General features: G+C 30.2%; 16 protein-coding genes. 12 read left to right on the top strand and 4 right to left on the bottom strand.

Translation table 11 applies throughout. The features are described 5' to 3' along the window. Position 1: 1 nt before the first annotated feature. Entirely contained in the window at positions 2–2,611 is a 2,610-nt protein-coding gene (gene mutS, locus BTO06_RS16505) for a DNA mismatch repair protein MutS (protein WP_100926347.1), read from the bottom strand. Positions 2,612–2,973: 362 nt separating this feature from the next. Here mutS and BTO06_RS16500 point away from each other — a divergent pair, with 362 nt between their 5' ends. Together BTO06_RS16500 and BTO06_RS16495 are read left to right on the top strand one after the other, a co-directional pair. Next, positions 2,974–3,504, top strand: a complete 531-nt coding sequence (locus BTO06_RS16500) for an RNA methyltransferase (RefSeq protein ID WP_100926346.1) — start codon at positions 2,974–2,976, stop codon at positions 3,502–3,504. A gap of 54 nt (positions 3,505–3,558) precedes the next feature. After that, positions 3,559–5,466 carry a tetratricopeptide repeat-containing sensor histidine kinase gene (locus BTO06_RS16495; RefSeq protein ID WP_100926345.1) on the top strand — a complete coding sequence of 636 codons (1,908 nt, stop codon included), beginning with the start codon at positions 3,559–3,561 and terminating at the stop codon, positions 5,464–5,466. Between the two features lie 237 nt (positions 5,467–5,703). Here BTO06_RS16495 and BTO06_RS16490 read toward each other — a convergent pair whose 3' ends face one another. Then, positions 5,704–6,003 (bottom strand): GIY-YIG nuclease family protein, encoded by a 300-nt coding sequence (locus BTO06_RS16490; RefSeq protein ID WP_100926344.1) that lies wholly within the window; start codon positions 6,001–6,003, stop codon positions 5,704–5,706. 912 nt (positions 6,004–6,915) lie between these two features. Here BTO06_RS16490 and BTO06_RS18920 point away from each other — a divergent pair. The 6 genes from BTO06_RS18920 to BTO06_RS16465 all read left to right on the top strand — a co-directional run bounded on the left by BTO06_RS18920 (position 6,916) and on the right by BTO06_RS16465 (position 12,657). Next, positions 6,916–7,041, top strand: coding sequence for a hypothetical protein (locus BTO06_RS18920; RefSeq protein ID WP_257790642.1), 126 nt, complete (start codon positions 6,916–6,918; stop codon positions 7,039–7,041). Between the two features lie 69 nt (positions 7,042–7,110). Then, positions 7,111–8,970, top strand: a complete 1,860-nt coding sequence (locus BTO06_RS16485; RefSeq protein WP_198517102.1) for a tetratricopeptide repeat-containing sensor histidine kinase — start codon at positions 7,111–7,113, stop codon at positions 8,968–8,970. Further along, a complete protein-coding gene (locus BTO06_RS16480) occupies positions 8,963–9,640 on the top strand; it encodes a response regulator (protein ID WP_100926342.1) in 678 nt (225 codons plus the stop codon). Before BTO06_RS16485 ends, BTO06_RS16480 begins: the two co-directional genes overlap by 8 nt. A gap of 664 nt (positions 9,641–10,304) precedes the next feature. After that, the gene (locus BTO06_RS16475; RefSeq protein ID WP_100926341.1) at positions 10,305–10,955 is read left to right on the top strand and encodes a hypothetical protein; all 651 of its coding nucleotides are present in this window, start codon (positions 10,305–10,307) and stop codon (positions 10,953–10,955) included. Continuing rightward, positions 10,955–11,977: a sensor histidine kinase gene (locus BTO06_RS16470; RefSeq protein WP_100926340.1), complete on the top strand. Its 1,023-nt coding sequence runs from the start codon at positions 10,955–10,957 to the stop codon at positions 11,975–11,977. The genes BTO06_RS16475 and BTO06_RS16470 overlap by 1 nt, the downstream gene beginning before the upstream one ends. Then, positions 11,977–12,657, top strand: coding sequence for a LytR/AlgR family response regulator transcription factor (locus BTO06_RS16465; protein WP_100926339.1), 681 nt, complete (start codon positions 11,977–11,979; stop codon positions 12,655–12,657). The genes BTO06_RS16470 and BTO06_RS16465 overlap by 1 nt, the downstream gene beginning before the upstream one ends. A gap of 48 nt (positions 12,658–12,705) precedes the next feature. On the opposite strand, the gene BTO06_RS16460 is transcribed toward BTO06_RS16465, so the two are convergent. Together BTO06_RS16460 and BTO06_RS16455 are read right to left on the bottom strand one after the other, a co-directional pair. After that, entirely contained in the window at positions 12,706–14,061 is a 1,356-nt protein-coding gene (locus BTO06_RS16460) for an alpha/beta hydrolase family protein (RefSeq protein WP_100926338.1), read from the bottom strand. Positions 14,062–15,309: 1,248 nt separating this feature from the next. Next, entirely contained in the window at positions 15,310–16,488 is a 1,179-nt protein-coding gene (locus BTO06_RS16455; protein WP_100926337.1) for an acyl-CoA dehydrogenase family protein, read from the bottom strand. A 67-nt stretch (positions 16,489–16,555) separates the two neighbouring features. Between BTO06_RS16455 and rnpA the strand changes: the two genes are divergently transcribed. From rnpA to BTO06_RS16435, 4 genes are read left to right on the top strand one after another with little or no spacing between them, the layout of a single operon-like run. After that, on the top strand, positions 16,556–16,939 hold the full coding sequence (gene rnpA / locus BTO06_RS16450) for a ribonuclease P protein component (RefSeq protein ID WP_100926336.1): 384 nt from the start codon (positions 16,556–16,558) through the stop codon (positions 16,937–16,939). Beyond that, complete coding sequence (locus tag BTO06_RS16445) at positions 16,929–18,560, top strand: S41 family peptidase (protein WP_100926335.1); 1,632 nt, start codon at positions 16,929–16,931, stop codon at positions 18,558–18,560. The genes rnpA and BTO06_RS16445 overlap by 11 nt, the downstream gene beginning before the upstream one ends. A 4-nt stretch (positions 18,561–18,564) precedes the next feature. After that, complete coding sequence (locus BTO06_RS16440; RefSeq protein ID WP_100926334.1) at positions 18,565–20,241, top strand: DUF6909 family protein; 1,677 nt, start codon at positions 18,565–18,567, stop codon at positions 20,239–20,241. A gap of 10 nt (positions 20,242–20,251) precedes the next feature. Then, positions 20,252–21,295: a hypothetical protein gene (locus BTO06_RS16435; RefSeq protein WP_100926333.1), complete on the top strand. Its 1,044-nt coding sequence runs from the start codon at positions 20,252–20,254 to the stop codon at positions 21,293–21,295. Positions 21,296–21,324 lie beyond the last annotated feature (29 nt).

The raw sequence follows: 21,324 nt of genomic DNA, 5'->3' as shown, positions 1-21,324 counted from the left end.
ACTACTTCTTCACCAACATTCTCTTAATTTCATTCAATTTCATTAACGCTTCAATTGGCGTTAACGTGTCAATATTTGTAGATAGAATTTCTTCTCTAATGTCTTCTAATAAAGGATCATCTAATTGAAAGAAACTCATTTGCATTTCTTGATTTTGAACATCTTTTAAAGTCTTTTCAACTTCTTTATGTGAATGACTCTCTTCTAATTGTTTTAAAATTTTATTGGCTCTGTGAATAACCTGATTTGGCATTCCTGCAAGTTTTGCTACATGAATTCCAAAACTATGATTACTTCCACCAGTTACCAATTTACGTAAGAAAATAATGCTGTCTTTAAGCTCTTTAACAGAAACATTAAAGTTTTTTACTCGCTCAAAAGTTGTTGTCATTTCATTTAACTCATGATAATGCGTTGCAAATAAAGTTTTAGCTTTTGCTGGGTGCTCATGTAAATATTCTGCTATGGCCCAAGCAATTGAAATTCCGTCATAGGTAGAAGTACCACGACCAATTTCATCTAATAAAACTAAACTACGATCTGAGATGTTATTTAAAATAGAAGCCGTTTCATTCATTTCTACCATGAATGTAGATTCTCCCATTGATATATTATCACTGGCACCAACTCTGGTAAATATTTTATCTATAATTCCAATTCGAGCTTGCTGTGCGGGAACATAACTTCCCATTTGAGCTAATAAAACAATTAACGCAGTTTGACGAAGAATTGCCGATTTACCAGACATGTTTGGTCCGGTAATCATTATAATTTGTTGCTGACTACGATTTAAAACCACATCATTTGCAATATATTCTTCACCAATTGGAAGTTGTTTTTCAATTACAGGATGACGACCATTTTTAATTTCAATATCTGTTGTTTCATCAACTGTTGGTCGAACATAATTATTATCAATTGCCAGTTTAGCAAATGATAATAAACAATCTATTTTAGCAATAGTTTGTGCATTTTCTTGAATTGGCTGAACAAAGTCAATAATATATTGTACCAGTTTCCCAAACAATTCAACTTCCAAAGCCTGAATTTTTTCTTCAGCTCCTAGAATTTTTGTTTCGTATTCTTTTAGTTCTTCAGTGATGTAACGTTCTGCGTTTACTAACGTTTGCTTTCTAATCCACTCTTCAGGAACCTTATCTTTATGTGTATTTCTTACTTCTATATAGTAACCAAAAACATTATTAAAGGCAATTTTTAATGTTGGAATTCCTGTTCTTTCCGTTTCACGAGCCAACATATTATCTAGATATTCTTTTCCAGAATTTGCGATACTTCTAAGCTCATCCAATTCTTCTGAAACTCCACTAGCAATTGCATTTCCTTTATTAATATTTACAGGAGCATCTTCAAAAACAGTAGTGTTTATTTTTTCAATTAAATCCTCACAATTGTGTAATTGATTTCCAAGGATTTTAACTGCGGTATTTTTAGTGTTTTCTGCAGCAGTTTTAATTGGTAAAATAGCTTTTAAAGAATTCTTAAGTAACACAACTTCTCTTGGTGATACTTTTCCTGTGGCTACTTTAGAAACCAATCGTTCGATATCAGAAATCTGTTTTAATTGATACGATACAGTTTCAAAGAAATCATCACTGTCAATTAAGAATTTTACCAATTCGTGACGATCTTTTATTTGTTCCAAATTTTTAAGTGGTAAAGCCAACCAACGTTTTAATAAACGTCCTCCCATTGGAGAAATCGTTTTATCAATAACATCTAGTAGCGAAACGGAGTTTACAGAATTTCCACCGTACAATTCTAAATTACGTACTGTAAAACGATCCATCCAAATGTAATTGTCTTCAGCAATTCTATTAATTCTTTGAATGTGTTCAATTCTGTTATGCTGTGTTTCCGATAAATAATACATCACAGCACCAGCAGCTACGACGCCATAAGTAATATCTTCAACACCAAATCCTTTTAAGTTTTTTACTTTAAAATGTGAAGTTAAAGTTTCATAACCGTAGTCTTTTTGAAAAACCCAATCTTCTAAATAAAATGTGTGAAAACGATTAGTAAATTGTTCAAGAAAACGCTGTTTATATTGTTTTTGAACTAACACTTCACTTGGCGAAAAGTTTTGTAATAATTTATCAATGTAAGATTCATTTCCTTGCGCAACTAAAAATTCTCCTGTTGAAACATCAAGGAAAGAAACACCAATTTGCTTCTTATCAAAATGAATAGCTGCTAGGAAATTATTGGTTTTCGATTGTAAAACTTCATCGTTTAATGAAACTCCTGGAGTTACCAATTCGGTAACACCACGTTTTACAATTTTCTTAGTCATTTTTGGATCTTCTAATTGATCACAAATAGCAACACGATGTCCTGCTTTTACTAACTTCGGCAAATAGGTATTTAAAGAATGATGCGGAAAACCAGCTAAAGCCGTTTCACTTTCACTTCCATTTCCTCTTTTGGTTAAAACAATTCCTAAAACTTCTGATGCTTTTATAGCATCTTCTCCAAAGGTTTCATAAAAATCACCCACGCGAAATAGCAACATCGCATCCGGATATTTTGCTTTAATTCCGTTATACTGTTGCATTAATGGAGTCACCTTTTTTGCCTTTGTTTTTGCCAAGTTTATAGATTTTAAGTTAGTTTTGCGAAGATAGAAAAAAGTCATTAGGGAACAGTTTGCAATTATCAGTTATCAATTAACAATTATGTATATTTAGTTACAGCCGAATCAAGAAAACTATTCTCATATATAATAAAACGGTCATTACGAAGAAGAATGATGGAGTAATCTCTATTTTCGATTAGATTCTGAATTTAGTTCAGAAGAAACAGATTTTTTCATTTTGTTTTACTCTATTTGTAATGACGTTTTCAATCGTCATTACGAAGAAGAATGATGGAGTAATCTCTATTTTTTGATTAGATTCTGAATTTACAGATTGCTTCATTTTATTCTCAATGACGTAAAAGCTTACTAAAACTATGCGTAAATTAAAAAATAACGAATTAGGAAGAATTTCAGTAGATGAGTTTAAAGAAGCAGAAAAAACACCGATAATTGTTGTACTTGATAATATTAGAAGCTTAAATAATGTAGGTTCTGTCTTTAGAACTTCAGACGCTTTTTTAATTGAGAAGATCTATTTATGTGGAATTACAGCCACACCACCAAATAAAGAAATTCACAAAACAGCTTTAGGTGCAACCGAATCTGTAAATTGGGAATATGTGGAAGACACGATATCTTTAATTCATAAACTTAAAGAAGAAGGTGTGAAAGTATTTTCTATTGAACAGGCTGATAATAGCACAATGCTTGATGAGCTTTCTGTTTCAAAAGAAGAAAAATATGCTGTTGTTTTTGGGAATGAGGTTAAAGGTGTACAACAAGAAGTTGTAACAGCATCGGATAATTGTATTGAAATTCCTCAATTAGGTACAAAACACTCCTTAAATATTTCTGTAAGTTGTGGAGTTGTTCTTTGGGACTTATTTGTGAAGTTGAGAGAATAAGTTTTATCAAAGACCTCACTTGCAAAATAGTAAAGATTGATTAATTTCAGCTTCATGAATAAGTGTCAACTTTTATTAGTTTTTTTCTTAATTGTATTTTCTATTAGTGCTCAGAATCAATCCAAGACTAATTATGAACAGTTTAAAGACGATATAATTGAATCTGGTAGACAAGCCTACTTTGCAAAAAAATTATCTGAGCTTCAAGCAATAACAAAAAGAATAGATTCAACTTATTTTATTCATAGAGATTCTTTTCTATTAGCCAAATTGTATCATTTTAGAGCTTTACAACATAAATTAATCTATCAGAATGATAGTGCTTATTTCTATTATCAACTGTCAACAAATATTTCAAAACTTTTAAAGGATTCTTTAGCAGTAGGAAGACGCCTGTTAAGTATGGCTGTTGTACAAAGAAGGGTAAAAGATTATTTAGGAAGTCAAATCAGTTCATTTGAAGCGTTAAAATATTTAGAACCTCTAGAATCATTTGCATATTTAGAAAGCTTATATAATAATTTAGGTCTAGTTTCTGAAGAATTAAATCAAGATAGAGAAGCAATTAAATATTACAAATACGCATTTAATTTTGGAGATTCAATTAAAAACAAAAATCGAAAAAAATTAAGTTACATAAGGTTTTACAATAATATGGGGTTATTTTATCAAAAAGATAACTCTCATAAGAAGGCTGTAAAATATTTTGAAAAAGGATTGTTATTGGATAGTCTTAAAGAAAAATTTCCTATTCATTATGCCCTATTACTAGAGAATTTAACTTATAGTCAATTTAAATCAGGAATAGAAAATGATACGGAGCAAAAATATTTTGAAGTTTTAAACTTAAGAAATCAATATCAAGAGGAAAATGGTGTAGCTACTACTTTTGAAATTCCAACTACGTTTATGAACTTAGCTGATTTTCATATAACTAAAAAGAATTTTACAAAAGCAAAAGAATATGCAATTTCTGCTTTAGAGTATTCAAAGCAAACACATAACAATAAAAGATGGTTGAAAGCATTGTTGACTCTATCAAAAATTGAAAAGGGAGATGAATCTCTTAAGTATTTGCAGGAATATATTGAGCTTAACGACAGCCTCTTTCAACAAGAACGTCAGTTAAAGAACCAATTTGCTAGAATCCGTTATGAAACTGAAAAAAAAGAGAAAGAAAACAAGGAGTTAAGAACAGAGAATGAAGCTAAAGAAATTGAAATATTAAAAGAGAGAGAACAAAAAATATGGGGTTGGTTTTTAGCTATTTTTAGTTTGTTGGGTTTAGGAATTAGTTTTTTATTTTTCAATTTAAAGAAAAGAAAAGCAGCTTTCGTAGCCGAGCTGGAAAAAGTTAGAGTTGCGAATAACGAACGCGACAGAATTGCTCAAGAATTACATGACGGTATTTTAGGAAGATTATTTGGAACTCGATTTGGTTTAGGGTTTTTACCTGTAGGAGGAGGAAAAGAAGAAGAAGAAAAATATGGTCAACTATTAGATGAACTTCAAGATATTGAAAAGGAAATTCGTGAGGTATCACATAAATTGAGTTATACGCCAAGTAGTTCTTCAGAGAATTTCAATGCGGTAATTAACGAGCTTATCAAGGAAAAAACTACTATTGCCGAATTAAACTACAAAATTGATATCGCCAAAGAAATCAATTGGGATGTTATACAAAAAGATATAAAAACAGACATTTATCGAATCCTTCAAGAAGCTTTACAAAACATTATTAAACACGCGAAAGCAAGTTCTATTTCAGTAGCGATAAAAGAATTGGAAAGTAAATTAACACTAGAAATTGAAGATAATGGTGTTGGGTTTAATACTGTTGAAAATCCAGCGGGAATTGGTTTTAAAAACATGGAAACACGTGTTAAGAAACTAAAAGGAATTTTCGGAGTACAAAGCTCAAAAGGAAAGGGAACAAATATTTTAGTACAAATTCCTATTTGATTCTGAATTTATTTCAGGATAAATAGATTGCTTCACTTCACTATGTTTCATTCGTAATGACGTTTTGAATTGTCATTACGAGGTTTGTGCCAAATTTATTTTGGTAACAAGACGAAGTAATCTGTTCGTTGAATAATATTGATTTAGTTTTTTATATATGATTACTTCACTTCACTATGTTTCATTCGCAATGACGTTTTGAATTGTCGTTACGAGGAAGAATGACGAAGTAATCTTTTAATTCGTATCAAAAACCCAGTTTGTAGATAAATCACTCCATTCAGGGTTCGCTATATTTATTAAATCTTCTTTTCTTTTTCTATTTCCTGATTTTAGTTGCTTTTCTCTAACAATAGCATCATTTATTGAATCAAATTCTTCAAGATAAACTAACTTATTACAATTGTATTTAAAAGTAAACCCTTTAAATACTTTTGTCTTATGCTGGAAAATTCTTTTCTCAATATCACTGGTAACCCCAATATAAATTACAGTATTATTTTTATTGGTAAGAAAATACACATAGCTCTTTTTCATAGAGGTAAAAGTATAATATTTTCGTCATTACGAGGAAGAATGACGAAGTAATCTCTCGTTATGGATATACAGATTGCTTCACTTCACTATGTTTCGTTCGCAATGACGAATTGATACGTCATTACGAGGAGGTATCGACGAAGTAATCTCTCGTTATGGATATACAGATTGCTTTACTTCACTATGTTTCGTTCGCAATGACGAATTGTTACGTCATTACGAGGAGGTATCGACGAAGTAATCTCTCGTTTTGGATATAAAGATTGCTTCACTTCACTATGTTTCGTTCGCAATGACGAATTGTTACGTCATTACCAGGAAGAATGACGAAGTAATCTGTTCGTTGAATAATATTGATTTAGTTTTATATATAATGATTGCTTCACTTCACTGTGTTCAGTTCGCAATGACGTTTCATTATGTCATTACGAGGTTTGTACCAAATTAAGTTTGGTAACAAGATGAAGTAAATCTGTTGGTTGAATAATATTGATTTAGTTTTTTATATATGATTGCTTCATCCACTATGTTTCATTCGCAATGACGAATTGTTACGTCATTACGAGGAAGAATGACGAAGTAATCTCTCATTATGGATATACAGATTGCTTCACTTCACTAAGTTTCATTCGCAATGACGAATTGTTACGTCATTACGAGGCTTGTACCGAATTAAGTTTGGTAACAAGACGAAGTAATCTTTTTGTTGAATAACTTTAAAGATAACACTAATCTCAAAACCTCACATTTACCATCAAAATGAAAGGAATTTTGTTGAAAGTGGTTTAGCAAATGCTAAAAAATGTTTAAAATTTCCTTTAACAGTAGTAAATATTGCGATATTAAATTAAAATGTTTAATTTCAAATCTCATTTAGCATAAACAATCACAACAATAAAAATTTTACAGATTATGAAAAAAATTACTTACATCCAAAAAACAGAAATAGCTAAGTTCCCAGGCGGAGATGACAACGGTGGTGGTATGACTGGCGGTGGTGGTGGAGATGGAGGAAATGACGGGGGAGATAGAACTTAAAAGTTGAATCAAACGTTTAATTTGATAATATAAAACCATTATTTTTGAGGAATAATGGTTTTGTTTTTTATGAATAGACAATATTTTTTCATAATAGTCTTTTTTACTTTCATTTCTTTAAATGCTCAAGAGGATTTACTAGAGTTCAATAGAGATGAAATAATTCAATCTGGGCGTAGGGCTTTTTTTAGCAAAAACCTACCAGAATTAATCAACATCACCAATAAAATAAATAGTTTATATTTAGTAGGTGGTGATTCAATCCTTCTAGCAAAATATTTTCATTTTAAAGCTTTACAAAATAAACTTACTTACACTAGGGATAGTGCATATTATTATTATCAAAAGTCAATTAATATTTCCAAAAAAATTAATGACTCATTAGCAGTTGGAAGAAGATTGTTGAGTACAGCAAATTTACAAAGAGAGGTAAAAGATTTTTTAGGAAGTGAGGTGAATTCAATTGAAGCATTAACTTATTTGGAACCGATTAATTCTTTTGAATATATTGTAAATTTATATAATAACTTAGGTTTAGTATCATTAGAATTAGGTCAGAATATTAAAGCAATAAAATATTATAATAAAGCTTTAAATGTAAATTCTTACCTGAAAGATTCAAATAGGAAAAAGAGGTCGATTTTACACATTACAAATAATTTAGGACTTTTATATCAACAGCAAGGAGAACATCTTAAGGCACTGAATTTTTTTAAGAAAGGTCTCAGTTTTGATAGTATAAAAAAGAACTACCCTTCACATTATGCTTTACTTTTAGAAAATTTAACTTTTAGTAGTTATAAACTAAATAAAAATCACGATCCAAAAAAGGTTTTACAGAGTTATGATGAAGTTATTACAATTAGGAATAAACTAAATAATTTATCGAGTTTAAGTACTACTCATTTGAATATAGCAAATTATTATAACGATCAGAATAATAAGAGTAAGGCCAAGTTTCATACTACTGAAGCTTTAAGATATGCAAAAAGCACACACAATAATAAACGTTGGTTAGAAGCACTTGATTTACTTTCTTATTTAACAAATGGTGAGGAATCCAAGGAGTATTTAAGAGAATACATAACACTCAATGATAGCCTTTTTCAACAAGAACGTCAGTTAAAAAATCAGTTTGCAAAGATTCGCTACGAAACAGAAAAAACTGAAAAAGAAAACGAAGAACTTAAAGTAGAAAACGAAAAAACACAAGCAGAAGCAGAAGCGCAAAAGCAACGTGCTACTATTGGTTTACTGTTATCAGGTATTAGTATTATGTTTTTACTATCAAGTATTTCGTTTTTTAGGTTCAGAAGGAAGAAGTTGCTGTTTTTAGCACAGTTACAAAAAGTAGAGGCTAGAGAAGAAGAGCGTAGACAAATAGCAAAATCTTTACACGATGAGGTAGCTGGCGATTTACGCTTGCTACACAGAAAATTAGAAAAATCACAATTAGTAGAGGAAGCTCAAAAGTTAGAATTGGTAAAAGACAATGTTCGAAATTTATCACATCAGTTAAGTAGTGTAAGTTTTGAAGAAGTTCCGTTTAGAGATCAAATTCTAAATTTAGTAAGTGATTATTTTTCTCCTCAATTTATAATTAAGGTAAACGGCTTAAAAGAAATCGATTGGTCGGAAGCGAATAAATCGATTAAAAGAATGTTATACTTAAGTTTACGAGAATGTATTCAAAATTGTCAAAAATATGCCGACGCTTCTAAAATGACGATTAGTTTCTCAATAAACAAAAAAACTGTATTTTTGGATGTAGTAGACAATGGTAAAGGTTTCGATACCACTACGCAGAAAAAGGGAATTGGACTATTAAACTTACAAGAACGTGTTCAGGAATTAAACGGAACATTAACTATTGAAAGTGAGGTAGGAAAAGGAACTCATATAATCATCCAAACACCACTAAATGCCTGAAAAAATTAAAATCTTAATTGCTGATGATCATCAGTTAATCATAGAAGGTATCCTTTCTTATATTAAAGATATTGATAATCTTGATATCGAAACGACGAATTCTTGTGATGATGCGTACGCAAAAATTAAGGTTGCCCTTACTGATACTCCTTTTCAAATTTTGTTTACCGACTTAAGTTTCGATAATGCAAATGAGAATTCACGAATAGATAGTGGAGAGAATTTAATTAAAACCATTAAGCAAGAAGATATTCCAATTAAAGTTGGAGTAATTACAGGTCATTCTGAAACAAACAGAGTTTTTAATGTTATTCAGAATTTAAATCCGAATGCTTATTTATTAAAAGGAAAATGCAATACAGCTGAGTTAACTTTTGCTATTGAAAAAATGTTAGCTGGGGAGGTTTATTACACACACGAAATCCACCAAAAATTATTAAAGCGTGCTTTAATAGATATTCAAATGGATGATGTGGCAATTCAAATATTGAAAGAACTTCCTAAACATCCAAAAATTAGTAACCTAGAAGGAATTATTACTAAGGACGATGGAAGTTTACTTAAAATACGTTCGATAGAAAATAAGTTAGCTAAATTAAGAACTGATCTTCAAGCTAATAATAATACAGATTTGGTTTTAAAAGCAAAGGAATTAGGAATTTTAGATTAGCTTTTGCGGAAAACCACATTTTACTTTGCGGTTATCCCTTTTATAGAACTTAATTACTTATATACCTTTGTAGTGCTTATATAACATAAACAAATTCTTTAGGGAAGAATTACTAAAAAAAGTAAAAGAAAGATAAAAGACCTCTTAGGTGTAAAAACTTAAGAGGTTCTTTTTTATCCATACATTTTAGCATTGCAGAAACCCACATTTTTTCCTGCGGAAAGTCCTTTTAGAGAAAATGAACAAACAAATATATTTACAGCAATCAACCGAGTAATTCAATTTTAGGGGGAACGAATTACTTCAACAGAGATTAATTTAACATGAACCTTTTAAACTTTTGTTTAGAAGGTTCTTTTTTTGCTTGATTTTTAAGGTTTTGCATAAATCCACATTTTAAATTGCGGAAATCCCCTTTAGTAAAATATGACCCTGTAATATATTTGTATCAGTGATCATCCGCGGAAACAAAAGGGTGAAAACATTTTAGGGGATTATATGGCCTTCTAGAAATTTTTTTCTAGAAGGTTTTTTTATGGAGTTCGTTTTTTGCGAAAGGACCTTAGTAGTGCTTACCGAGAATTTTACTGTGTTCATCTAAAAAAGTTTGTTGTGTTGTTATTCCAATGTTCTTTTGAGGTGTAAATTTTTAAATTTGAGCATTATGAAAACAAAATACTTAATTTTATTTTTTGGTTTATTACTATTTCAATCGTGTATTGTTAAATCCTTAAATCCATTTTATACCGAAGATGTTATACAGTTTTCAGAGGACTTTGCGGGCGAATGGAAAGACAATAATAATGATAGTTGGAAAATAGTTCCAACTAAAGAAGAATATAAGCGATTGAAAAAGAAAGGAGGACAGCTATCTATTAAGGACAAAACGTTTTTTGAAACCTATAAAAACTCCTACTTGGTTGAATATTCCGATAACACAAAGACATCTCATTTCATAGCAACACCGTTTAAAATAAACAATCAGTATTTTTTAGATTTTATCCCTTATAGTAATGATGGAAGAGGAGTGAACTCTTTATTACAAATTCATAATGTATATGCACATTCATTAGTAAAGCTTGATGTATTAAATTCAGAAAAAATCAGTATCAAATGGTTTGATGAAAAACGTCTGAAAAAGTTATTCGATGAGCGTAAAATTAAAATTAAACACGAGAAGATTGGTATTATGAAAGAGGATATTTTGTTAACTGCCAGCTCAAAGGAGTTGCTTCAGTTCTTAAAAAAATATATGGCTTCTGACGTAGCTAAAAAATGGGAAACAGAAACTAAGTTTACATTAAAAAAGAGTTAATGAATTTGATTTCAAAGAGTTTTAATAGAAACAATCACAACGGAATACTATTTAATAGTATGTTATGGTTGTTTCTTTTTGTTGTTTTATTGTTTGCTTTTTCAGAGTTACCAATACAGCAAATAGATCTTATTTACACAATTAGTTATTTGCTAACTCTAGTTCTTCCTGTTATTTTAACAATTTATTATTTAATGCCTAGATATTTAAAAGATGGTAAGAATTTGCTTTTCATAATTTTATTAATTTCTAATATATCTTTTTTTTATGGTATAAATTTTTTGTTTCATAATAAGCTTATTGATTCGTTATTTCCAGAGTATTACTTTGTTTCATATGTGGATGAAATTACATCGCTATTCATTTTTTCAGGAGTGATTTTGTTTACTGTTTCAGCGAAACTTCTAGAAGACTGGTTGTATTTGAATCAGAAACAAAAAACAATGTTACAATTGGAGTTAACCGCTTTAAAAAATCAGATTAATCCGCATTTTTTATTTAATGCATTAAATGTTTTATACTCTTTGTCCATTAATAAAAAAGAAGAAACAACAACAGCAATTTTAAATTTATCTGATATTTTGCGTTATGTGATTTATGAAGCTACAGATAAAAAGATTTCTATTCAAAAAGAAGTTGAGTTAATAAAAAGTTATATAGATTTTGAGAAGAAACGTAATATTTCTGATGCCCGAATCGAATTCAATTGTAAAATTGAAAAGGAGATGAATATATATCCAATGATTTTATTACCACTTATAGAAAATGCTTTTAAACATGGATTAAAAAGTGGTGTTGAAAACCCATACATTGAAATGAATTTGTCAACACAAGAAAATCAACTATTGTTCACCATAGAGAATAATTATTTGCCGATGACAAAAGAAGATGATCATTTTTCTGGAGTTGGTTTAGAGAATGTAAAAAAGCAATTAGAGATTTTGTATACGAATAATTACAATTTTACTACGAGTTCTGGAAAAGAGATCTATACAACAACCTTAAGTATTACTAATTTATAATGAAAGTAAGTTGTTTAATAATTGATGATGAGCCAACATCTCAAGACGTTTTAAAAAAGTTTGTATCGGATATTTCTTGGTTAGAAATTGTATCTGTTTGTAATAATGCTCTTGAAGCCAAAGCAATAGTAGAAACACAAAAAATTGATTTACTTTTTTTGGATATAAATATGCCTAAACTTTCAGGTTTGTCTTTTTACAAATCATTGAATAATCCACCATTCGTAATATTTACAACAGCTTACTCAGAGCACGCTGTTGATGGTTTCAATTTAAATGCGGTTGATTATCTATTAAAACCATTTTCATTTGAACGTTTTTTTCAAGCTGTAGAAAAGGTAAAATCTATTGTAAATAAAAACAGTAATCAAATAGTTTTAAAGTCAGATAAGAAACTGTTTTTAGTTAAAATTATTGATATTCTTTATGTAGAATCATTAGGTGATTATATAAAAGTACACATGAACAATCAAAGTTTAGTTGTTTATAAAACATTGAGTGCTATATCAGAATTACTTCCCGAGGATAAGTTTATTCGAATTCATAAATCGTTCATTATAAATCTTGATAAAATGAGTTTTGTAGAAGGAAATCAGGTCGATATTTTGAAGTTAAAAATTCCAATAGGACAAAAGTTTAAACCTATGTTTTTACAGAAAATTAAAAACCTTAATCAGTAAGAAAAAGAAAAGCACCTAAACTAAGGTGCTTTTTTATGTACGAACAAGTTATCTTAAATCCCAGAACCAATCATTGGTTTTCAGTAAAAATGGTAAATAACCTGAAATATGTTCACCGATAGTATAATCAAAAGAAACATTACCACCGTTATTTTTATGTAAGTTATAATATTCAAAAGCTTGATTCGTGTAAACTGCATTATCAAGCGATCCATGATACATTCTAAATTGACATTGGTTATTCCAAGGTTGAATGCTATTTTCTCTTAGAGCATCAAAGAAATTAGCATAATCTGAATTAGGATCATTTGGGTTCGCATTAATAAAATCATTCATTAATAATTTACTAGGAATATTTGGAAGTGCGAATTGCAATTTTAAAATAGAATTTGACCCATCATATAATGCTTTAATTTGATCATAATTATCATAACTTCCTGAACCAAATTTATTCAATTGAATTATACGGTCTTCTCTAATTGAAATTAAATTGTTTTCTTTCATACCATAATAAGCATAAGGAAAAAAGAAAGGATGAGGATGAAAACTCTCTGATCTCGCTTTTAAAATAAACTGATCTAACAAAGCAGGTGTTCCTCCGGCAGATAAAGCTTTTACTCGTTTAAGATTATTAGTTTCTAAATATCTTGTGAACTGAATAGCAGAAAATGCACCTTGAGAGTATCCTTGAACTAGCATTTCATTTTTAAGTTCATATCCCATATTTTCTAGTTGCTGAATTCCTGCTTTTAAGAAGTCGTAATTTGATTTGTTATGAGCGTCTTTATTTACAAACGGAGGAAAACAATCTCCGAAAGAATCTCCAAATCCTGGATAATCGGGAATGAAAACAGCAAACTTTCCGGTCCAAGCTTGTGCAATCATTGTTAAAGGAACTAATTGGTCAACTTGATCTGGAATACTAAAAATATTACTGTAAGAAACAGAAGCTGCTGATGTGTTGCTCGTGTAGGTAAAAGGAGTTACAAATCTAATTCGATATGGAATTTTTTCTCTCTTAAACCAAACAATTTTGTCTTTATACTTCGGAATTAACACAACTCCAGATATAGTTATATTTCGTCCAGATCCATCTGGGTGAGGTGATTGTGTGGAAATCTTGTAAATATTTACATTAATTCCAGAATACAATTTTTCAGGAGTTTTTTCTGAACTAATCAATTCTTCTTTTTCAAAACCATATTTCTTGGAAAGTTGGGTATAAAGTTCTTTAGGTTCTTGAAAGTTGTTTTCGGTAATTGTAGAAAGTAAATTCACTTCACTTAGTTCTTGAGCAATGTCTTGTTGGGTAATTTCATCATTAGAACAAGCGTAAAAAAAGAATACGAGGATGATAGAAGCTGTAATTAACAGCCCCTTTTGAAAGGGTTTTAAAAGATTCATAATTTGAAAGGTTAAAATTTGTTACTTCACCTAAAATAGTAAAACATAACTAACATAAGTGCAGAAAATTAACAAAAAAAGAAGGTTTTTTCATTTCAACAGGAAAAACACCTAAGCATAATTCGGAAAATTACATTTTAATTTGCGGGTATCCCCTTTTAATAATCTTATGTATGATTATATATTTGCAGTGTTATTCTTTAATAACAAGTTTAGGGATTATTTATACATTAAAAAAATGGGAAAACTATTAATTAAAAAAGTTAAGCGAATTATTAGGGGGATCGTATTAACTTTAAACGAATGGGGAAAGGCAGCAAGTTATGCCATACAACATTAAAAAAGGCTGAACCAATTTTTTAGGACCGTCCATTTTGGGCGGTTTTTTTTTATAAAAACAGATGTTTCGGAAATCACCATTTTTAGTTGCGGATATCCCATTTTTTAAATTGAATTACCAATATACCTTTGTGGTGTAATTAATTAGAAACAAATAGTTAACAATATAAAAATATAAGGATTATGGGAATAGTATTACTAAAAAGAATTGACAGTATAATTAAAGGATTTTTAACAATACTAGCCGACTGCGCGAAGGGAGCAAGCTATGCCATAAATCACTAGTAAATTTAAAATCACAATTATAAAAAGCCACCTATTAAGTGGCTTTTTTCTTTTTCATTAAAGAAAAGATTATTTCGGAAATTACCATTTTAATTTGCGGATATCCCTTTTTAAGTATTGATTATCAAGTTTATATTTGTCGTGTAAGGAAAAAATAACAAAAGTTTACAATAAAATAAAAAGGGATTAAGGTTACTATTTGAATTACTTGAATTAATCAAACTTTGAAGGGGATTATATTAATATTAGTTAAATGTGGTAAAGGAGCTGGTTACACCTTACACCACTAACAAACAGTTATTAGTCAAACTGGGAAAAGTTGCTTTTTAAGCAGCTTTTTTTTATTTTTTTGTTTTCGGAAATTACCATTTTAGGTTGCGGATTTCCCATTTTTTCAAGTAGTTAACCGCTATATATTTGTCGTATAAATAATTAGATACTATTTACTAACAATAAAATATAGGGATTATGACAACATTATTACTTAAAAAATTAGATAAAGCTGTAAAGAAATTTTTAATAATATTAGCGGAGTGTGCAAAAGGAGCAAGTTATGCAATAAACCACTAATACTCTCTGACACTATAAAACAAGAAGAGCTGCTATATTTTTGCGGCTCTTTTTTTATTTAAAAGCGTTTAATCCTGTAATATCCAAACCAGTTATTAGTAAGTGTACATCATGAGTTCCTTCGTAAGTAACTACACTTTCTAAGTTCATAGCGTGTCTCATAATTGAATATTCTCCTGAAATTCCCATAGCACCTAAAACTTGTCTCGCTTCTCTTGCAATATCTAAAGCCATGGCAACATTATTTCGTTTTGCCATAGAAATTTGCGCAGAGGTAGCTTTTCCGTCATTTTTTAAAACACCTAATCGCCAAGCTAATAATTGAGCTTTCGTAATTTCTGTAATCATTTCAACAAGTTTCTTTTGCTGAAGTTGAAACTGACCTATTGGTTTTCCAAATTGAGTCCGTTCCTTTGCATATCGCAAAGCAGTATCGTAGCAATCCATAGCAGCACCAATGGCACCCCAGGCGATTCCATACCTTGCATGATCCAAGCATTTTAAAGGAGCACTTAATCCAGATTTATTTGGAAGTAAGTTTTCCTTAGGTACTTTAACATTATCGAAAATTAATTCACCAGTAATAGAAGCTCGTAACGACCATTTATTTTTGGTTTCAGGAGTAGAAAACCCTTCCATGCCACGTTCAACTATTAAACCATGAATCCTCCCTTCTTCATTTTTAGCCCAAACTACGGCAACATCACAAATTGGTGAATTAGAAATCCACATTTTAGAACCGTTTAAAAGATAATGATCTCCCATATCTTTAAATTTAGTCTCCATTCCACCAGGATTTGATCCATGATTTGGTTCTGTTAAACCAAAACTACCAATCCATTCGCCTGTAGCTAATTTTGGAAGATATTTTTTTCGCTGTTCTTCATTTCCATAGCTATAAATTGGTCCCATTACCAAAGAAGTTTGAACTGATGCGGTAGATCTAATTCCACTATCTCCACGTTCCAATTCTTGCATAATTAAACCATATGAAATCTGATCCAATCCAGCCCCACCATATTCCTCAGGAATATAGGAACCAAAGGCTCCAACTTCTGCTAATCCACCAACCAAAGTTTGAGGGAATTCAGAACGTTGTGCATACTCTTCGATGATTGGTGACAGATTCTTTTTCACCCAGTCTCTGGCTGTATTTCGAACTAATTTATGTTCGTTATTTAAAAGATCATCCACTTTATAATAATCGGGTGCTTGAAATAAGTCTGGTTTCATAAAAAAGCTTTCCTCAAAAATACGCAAAAAATTAAATGATAGCTTTAGTTTACGTATGTTTGTATTAATGAAATTTACACTAGGTAAAGAGGAAAGATTAAAAAGTAGAAAGCTAATAGGAAGGCTATATGCTGAAGGAGAGATTATTAAGAAATTTCCTTTAAGAATGGTTTATTTACAGACTGAACACACTTCAAATTATCCGGCTCAAGTAGGAGTTTCGGTACCTAAAAGATTGTTTAAAAAAGCAGTTGATAGAAATAGAATTAAGCGTTTATTAAGAGAATCGTATCGTTTACAAAAAGAAACCGTTTATTCAGAAGTTGATAAACCTTATGTGTTTATGATTTCTTATCTTGCAAAAGAGGAGTGGAAGTATGCCGATATTGAAGATAAAATGGGAAAATTATTAACTTTATTTATAGAAAAAACATCTAAAAATGAGGAATAAGAAAAGTATCATAGCACTTGTTGTAACCGTAGTTGTAGTTTCTTTTTCATTTCAAGATCGTTTTTTTGAAATTGCAAAGCAAATTCAAATTTATAACAACTTATATAAAACTCTGAACCTAAATTATATAGACGAATTAAATCAAGGTGATTTAACATCAAAAGCTATTAATAATACATTAGAAAATCTTGATCCGTACACACGTTTTTATAACGAACAACAAGTTGAAGATGCTAAAATTAGAAGAGAAGGTGAGTATGGTGGAATTGGAATTTCTTCAAGATATATAAAAAAAGGAATTGTTATCGTATCTGTAAAAGAAGGATTTCCAGCTGATAAATCAGGACTAAAATCAGGTGATATTATAACAGTAGTGAATAATCAAAACTTAGCGAAACTCGAAAGAGAACAACTTTCACAGGTATTAAAAGGAACTCCTGGAACTCCAATTACACTTAAAATTGAGAGAGGAAATCAAAAACTAGATTTTGGTTTAAAATTGGATAAGATTATCGATAATCCTGTTCCATTTTATGAGATGATTAACGATGATACAGGTTATGTAATTCTCACAAGATTCACTGTGAGAAAATCTACTGAAGGAGTTCGAAAAGCCATTGAAGATTTAAAAGGCAGAGGGATGAAAAAACTAGTTTTCGACTTACGTAGTAATCCCGGAGGATCACTATTTGACGCTGTTAATATTACTAACTTATTTATTCCGACAGGAAAAAAAGTAGTAGACACTAGAGGTAAAAATAAGAAAAACACTAGAACCTACAGAACCAATCAAACACCGTTAGATACAGAAATGCCAGTGGTAGTCCTGATTAATAGAAGATCAGCATCAGCTTCTGAAATTGTATCGGGAGCTTTACAAGATTATGACCGAGCTGTTGTAATGGGACAACGTTCTTTTGGAAAAGGTTTGGTACAACGTTATTTTGATTTGAGTTACGGAACTCAAATGAAGGCAACAATTTCTAAATATTATACTCCTAGTGGAAGATGTATTCAAGAGTTAGATTATGCGAATCGTGACCCTAAAACAGGAAAAGTTCCGAAGTTTTCAGATAATGTTGTAAACTCATTTACAACCGCTAATGGAAGAACTGTAAAGGAAGGTGGAGGTGTAACTCCCGACATTGTTATCAAAACTACGGATAGAACAGATGAAACTAAGAAACTTTTAAATTCTGCTGCAATTTTTAATTTTGCGACAAATTATGTTCGAAAGAATAAAAAACCAATGCTAGATAGTTTTTCGATTGGAAATTCAGAATTCAGTTCGTTTAAGAATTATTTAAAATCACAAGATACTACCTTTGTAAGCAAACAGGAAGATTTATTTGGAAAGGCGTACAAGTCTGTAAAAGATAGTAAAGCTATTTCTTCAGACTTTACAAGGTTAAAAAAAGAATTACAAAATCAAAAAATTAAGTCAATCTCAACGAATAAGGATGTTATAATTACTGAAATTCAAGATGAAATATTAGAGCAATACTTTTATAAAAAAGGAGTTTATCAATATCACTTAAAGAATGATTCAACAATTAAAGAAGCAGTTGAATTATTAAATAACCCAAGTCGTTATCAAAAAATATTAGCAAACGGAAAGTAAGCATATGTCCAAGGTGTATAAAGAAAGAACAAGAGCACAAGAATCAACAAACGCAATAGAAAGATTATACATTTCTATGCGCCATTTATTTAGTAGAGGTTTTTATAAACCAATGGGAGTTTCTGGAGAAACGTTACGCAAATCATTATTACTGTTACGTCCAGAAATTTATGGTTCTATTGCAGAGGAAAAATCAGAGTTAAACGGATTAACATATATCATTGAACGTTTACCTGAAGGAATTGAAGAATGTCAGTTTATTAACTTAACGGCCGATGAAGGGTACAGAAATTCTCATTTCAAATGTATCGTACCTCCAAAGCGTAGAAGAAATTGTTATCGTATTGATAAAGATCAGATGAATATCGAAATTACTCGAGGAAGATCTGATATTTATGATATTCTTACTCACCTTACCTTTTTATTCATTGAGTCTCACAAAATTAAGGAAAGAGTATTACTTTCTGATACTGGAAAAACAACAAGAGAATGGTCTAACTTAGAAGAAGTAGTTGTAAAAAACATAACGTTGTCAAATAAAGAAAAAGATGTATTAATGGTACATCTTGGAAGTATTTTAGGAAGAACCTATGATGAGGTTTACCAAGCTTACAATACTTTCTCAACAGAAGATAATCCACATCGTTTCTTCCATCTAATTTATTGGTTAGGAAAGTTGGCCATTAACGAAGAATTATACGACAAAAAGAGATCAATCCGTTTTAGTTCTGTCTTGTCAGAAGAAATTGGGAGACACTATCATGGAGAGCGCTGGGCAAATGATATTAAAGAAGTTCTGTTAAAAGAAGGTTTAATTACACGTCCAATTCATATTATTAGTGCAAACATGCATAGTGTATTAAATTCAGTTTATGCAAAAAATGCTATTCCAACAGAAGCTGAGAGCAATGTGGGGTTTTCGTTATTTGAATTGTTAAGTAATAGTGATAGTAAATTGTTACAAACAGCAGTAAAGAATTTTGCTTCTGAAAACGGATTGTATTATTTAAAAGATAAGTCTGGAACAAACATCAATGTTCAGGTTATTGACACGGGTAAAATTTCATTTGATTCAGAATTTATTTCTGATAAAAATAAAGATAACGCTCCTGTTATAATCGTAATGGATTATGCTTTTGGTGAGCAAGCTTACGAAACAATGGATGAATTATTAAAGCCATATAAAGAAGGAACAAATATTCACCATTTAAATGTTGATTCAGTTTCTATTATGGGTAAAGCTGGAATTTTAGAAGGTGGTAAAGGAGATATCATGATACCATCAGCTCACGTTTTCGAAGGAACTGCAGATAATTATCCATTTAAAAACGAGTTAACTAAGGAAGATTTGAAAGGATTTGGGGTTGAGGTTTTTGATGGTAGTATGGTTACGGTATTAGGAACATCTCTTCAGAATAAAGATTTATTGAAGTTTTTCCATGATTCAACGTGGAAAGTAATTGGTTTAGAGATGGAAGGAGCACATTATCAAAAAGCAATTCAATCTGCTTCTAGAATTAGAGAAACTATTGGTGAAAATGTAAAGGTAAGGTATGCATATTACGCTTCGGATAATCCTTTAGAAACAGGAGCAACTTTAGCATCTGGTGGATTAGGAATGAGTGGTGTAACTCCAACTTATGCAATTACTCAAAAAATACTTGAACAAATATTAAAATAAGGTTACAGAAATGTCAAAACAAACAAAGGAAAACGAAGAGGTTGATTTAGGTTCTTTATTTACAGTTATCGGCAATGCTTTTTTCAAAATAGGAAAATTTATTACTTCAATTTTCAAAGCCATATTTAGGTTTACAATTGAGGTACTACTTTTTGTTAAATTAAATATAATAAAGTTAGGAATCGCCACAATAGTTGGTGGTGCTTTAGGGGTTTTACTAGAGTTTAAAACAGGTAAAAAGTATGAAGCAAATTTATTCGTAAAACCTAACTTTGGAAGCTCAAGACAACTGTATAACAATGTTAAGTTTTATGATGATTTAGTAAAACAAAAGGATTACGAAGACTTATCTCAAATATTTAATATTTCTCCTGAGGAAGCGGAATCTCTAAAAAGATTTACCATTAAACCAGTGGTAAACGAAAATGATATTCTAACATCATTTGATGATTTAATGCAATCTATAGATACTTCATCTGTAAAAAGTTATTCCTACAAAAAGTTTAAAGCAACTTTTACCGAAGTAGATTATAAAATTCATGAAATTTTAGTTACATCTTCAAAAGACAATGTATTTAAAAAGTTAAGCAACCCAATTATTTCTTCTATCATCAACAACGATTATTTTAAGAAATTAAAGACAAATAGTAGGGAAAACTTGCAACGTACAGATGCTTTGCTCAGAAAAAACTTGCAGCAAACAGATTCACTTCACAACCTTTATAAGTTAGTTTTATTGGAGGAAGCGAAAAAAACGAGTGCTGGAACAACAATCGATTTAGCCCAGAATAACACAACAACGGATAAAGAGCTAAAACTATTTGAAACGAATTTAGTGTTAAATAATAGATTAGTTGATGTGAATAATGATTTATCAGAAAAGTCAGAAGTTATAAATATTGTTTCAAACTTTCAACCCATTGGTCATAAGGTTAGAGAAATAGAAAAAAATAAGGGATTTCAATTTGCTTTAGTAGGTTTTGTATTAATGGTTTTTGCTTTATTACTGATAAAGTTAAATACATACTTAGAGTCATATAAATCGAAGGCTTAAAATTCTCTAAGTAAAATTCTATTATAATT

The organism is Tenacibaculum sp. SZ-18 (genome assembly GCF_002813915.1).
In the GTDB taxonomy this organism is placed as follows: Bacteria; Bacteroidota; Bacteroidia; order Flavobacteriales; family Flavobacteriaceae; genus Polaribacter.
This window is presented reverse-complemented; position numbering and strand designations above follow the sequence as displayed.

Coding starts and splice junctions, on each gene's coding strand:
- BTO06_RS16500 (WP_100926346.1), top strand. CDS start 2,974: ATGCGTAAATTAAAAAATAACGAATTAGGAAGAATTTCAGTAGATGAG.
- BTO06_RS16495 (WP_100926345.1), top strand. CDS start 3,559: ATGAATAAGTGTCAACTTTTATTAGTTTTTTTCTTAATTGTATTTTCT.
- BTO06_RS16490 (WP_100926344.1), bottom strand. CDS start 6,003: ATGAAAAAGAGCTATGTGTATTTTCTTACCAATAAAAATAATACTGTA.
- BTO06_RS18920 (WP_257790642.1), top strand. CDS start 6,916: ATGAAAAAAATTACTTACATCCAAAAAACAGAAATAGCTAAGTTCCCA.
- BTO06_RS16485 (WP_198517102.1), top strand. CDS start 7,111: ATGAATAGACAATATTTTTTCATAATAGTCTTTTTTACTTTCATTTCT.
- BTO06_RS16480 (WP_100926342.1), top strand. CDS start 8,963: ATGCCTGAAAAAATTAAAATCTTAATTGCTGATGATCATCAGTTAATC.
- BTO06_RS16475 (WP_100926341.1), top strand. CDS start 10,305: ATGAAAACAAAATACTTAATTTTATTTTTTGGTTTATTACTATTTCAA.
- BTO06_RS16470 (WP_100926340.1), top strand. CDS start 10,955: ATGAATTTGATTTCAAAGAGTTTTAATAGAAACAATCACAACGGAATA.
- BTO06_RS16465 (WP_100926339.1), top strand. CDS start 11,977: ATGAAAGTAAGTTGTTTAATAATTGATGATGAGCCAACATCTCAAGAC.
- BTO06_RS16460 (WP_100926338.1), bottom strand. CDS start 14,061: ATGAATCTTTTAAAACCCTTTCAAAAGGGGCTGTTAATTACAGCTTCT.
- BTO06_RS16455 (WP_100926337.1), bottom strand. CDS start 16,488: ATGAAACCAGACTTATTTCAAGCACCCGATTATTATAAAGTGGATGAT.
- rnpA (WP_100926336.1), top strand. CDS start 16,556: ATGAAATTTACACTAGGTAAAGAGGAAAGATTAAAAAGTAGAAAGCTA.
- BTO06_RS16445 (WP_100926335.1), top strand. CDS start 16,929: ATGAGGAATAAGAAAAGTATCATAGCACTTGTTGTAACCGTAGTTGTA.
- BTO06_RS16440 (WP_100926334.1), top strand. CDS start 18,565: ATGTCCAAGGTGTATAAAGAAAGAACAAGAGCACAAGAATCAACAAAC.
- BTO06_RS16435 (WP_100926333.1), top strand. CDS start 20,252: ATGTCAAAACAAACAAAGGAAAACGAAGAGGTTGATTTAGGTTCTTTA.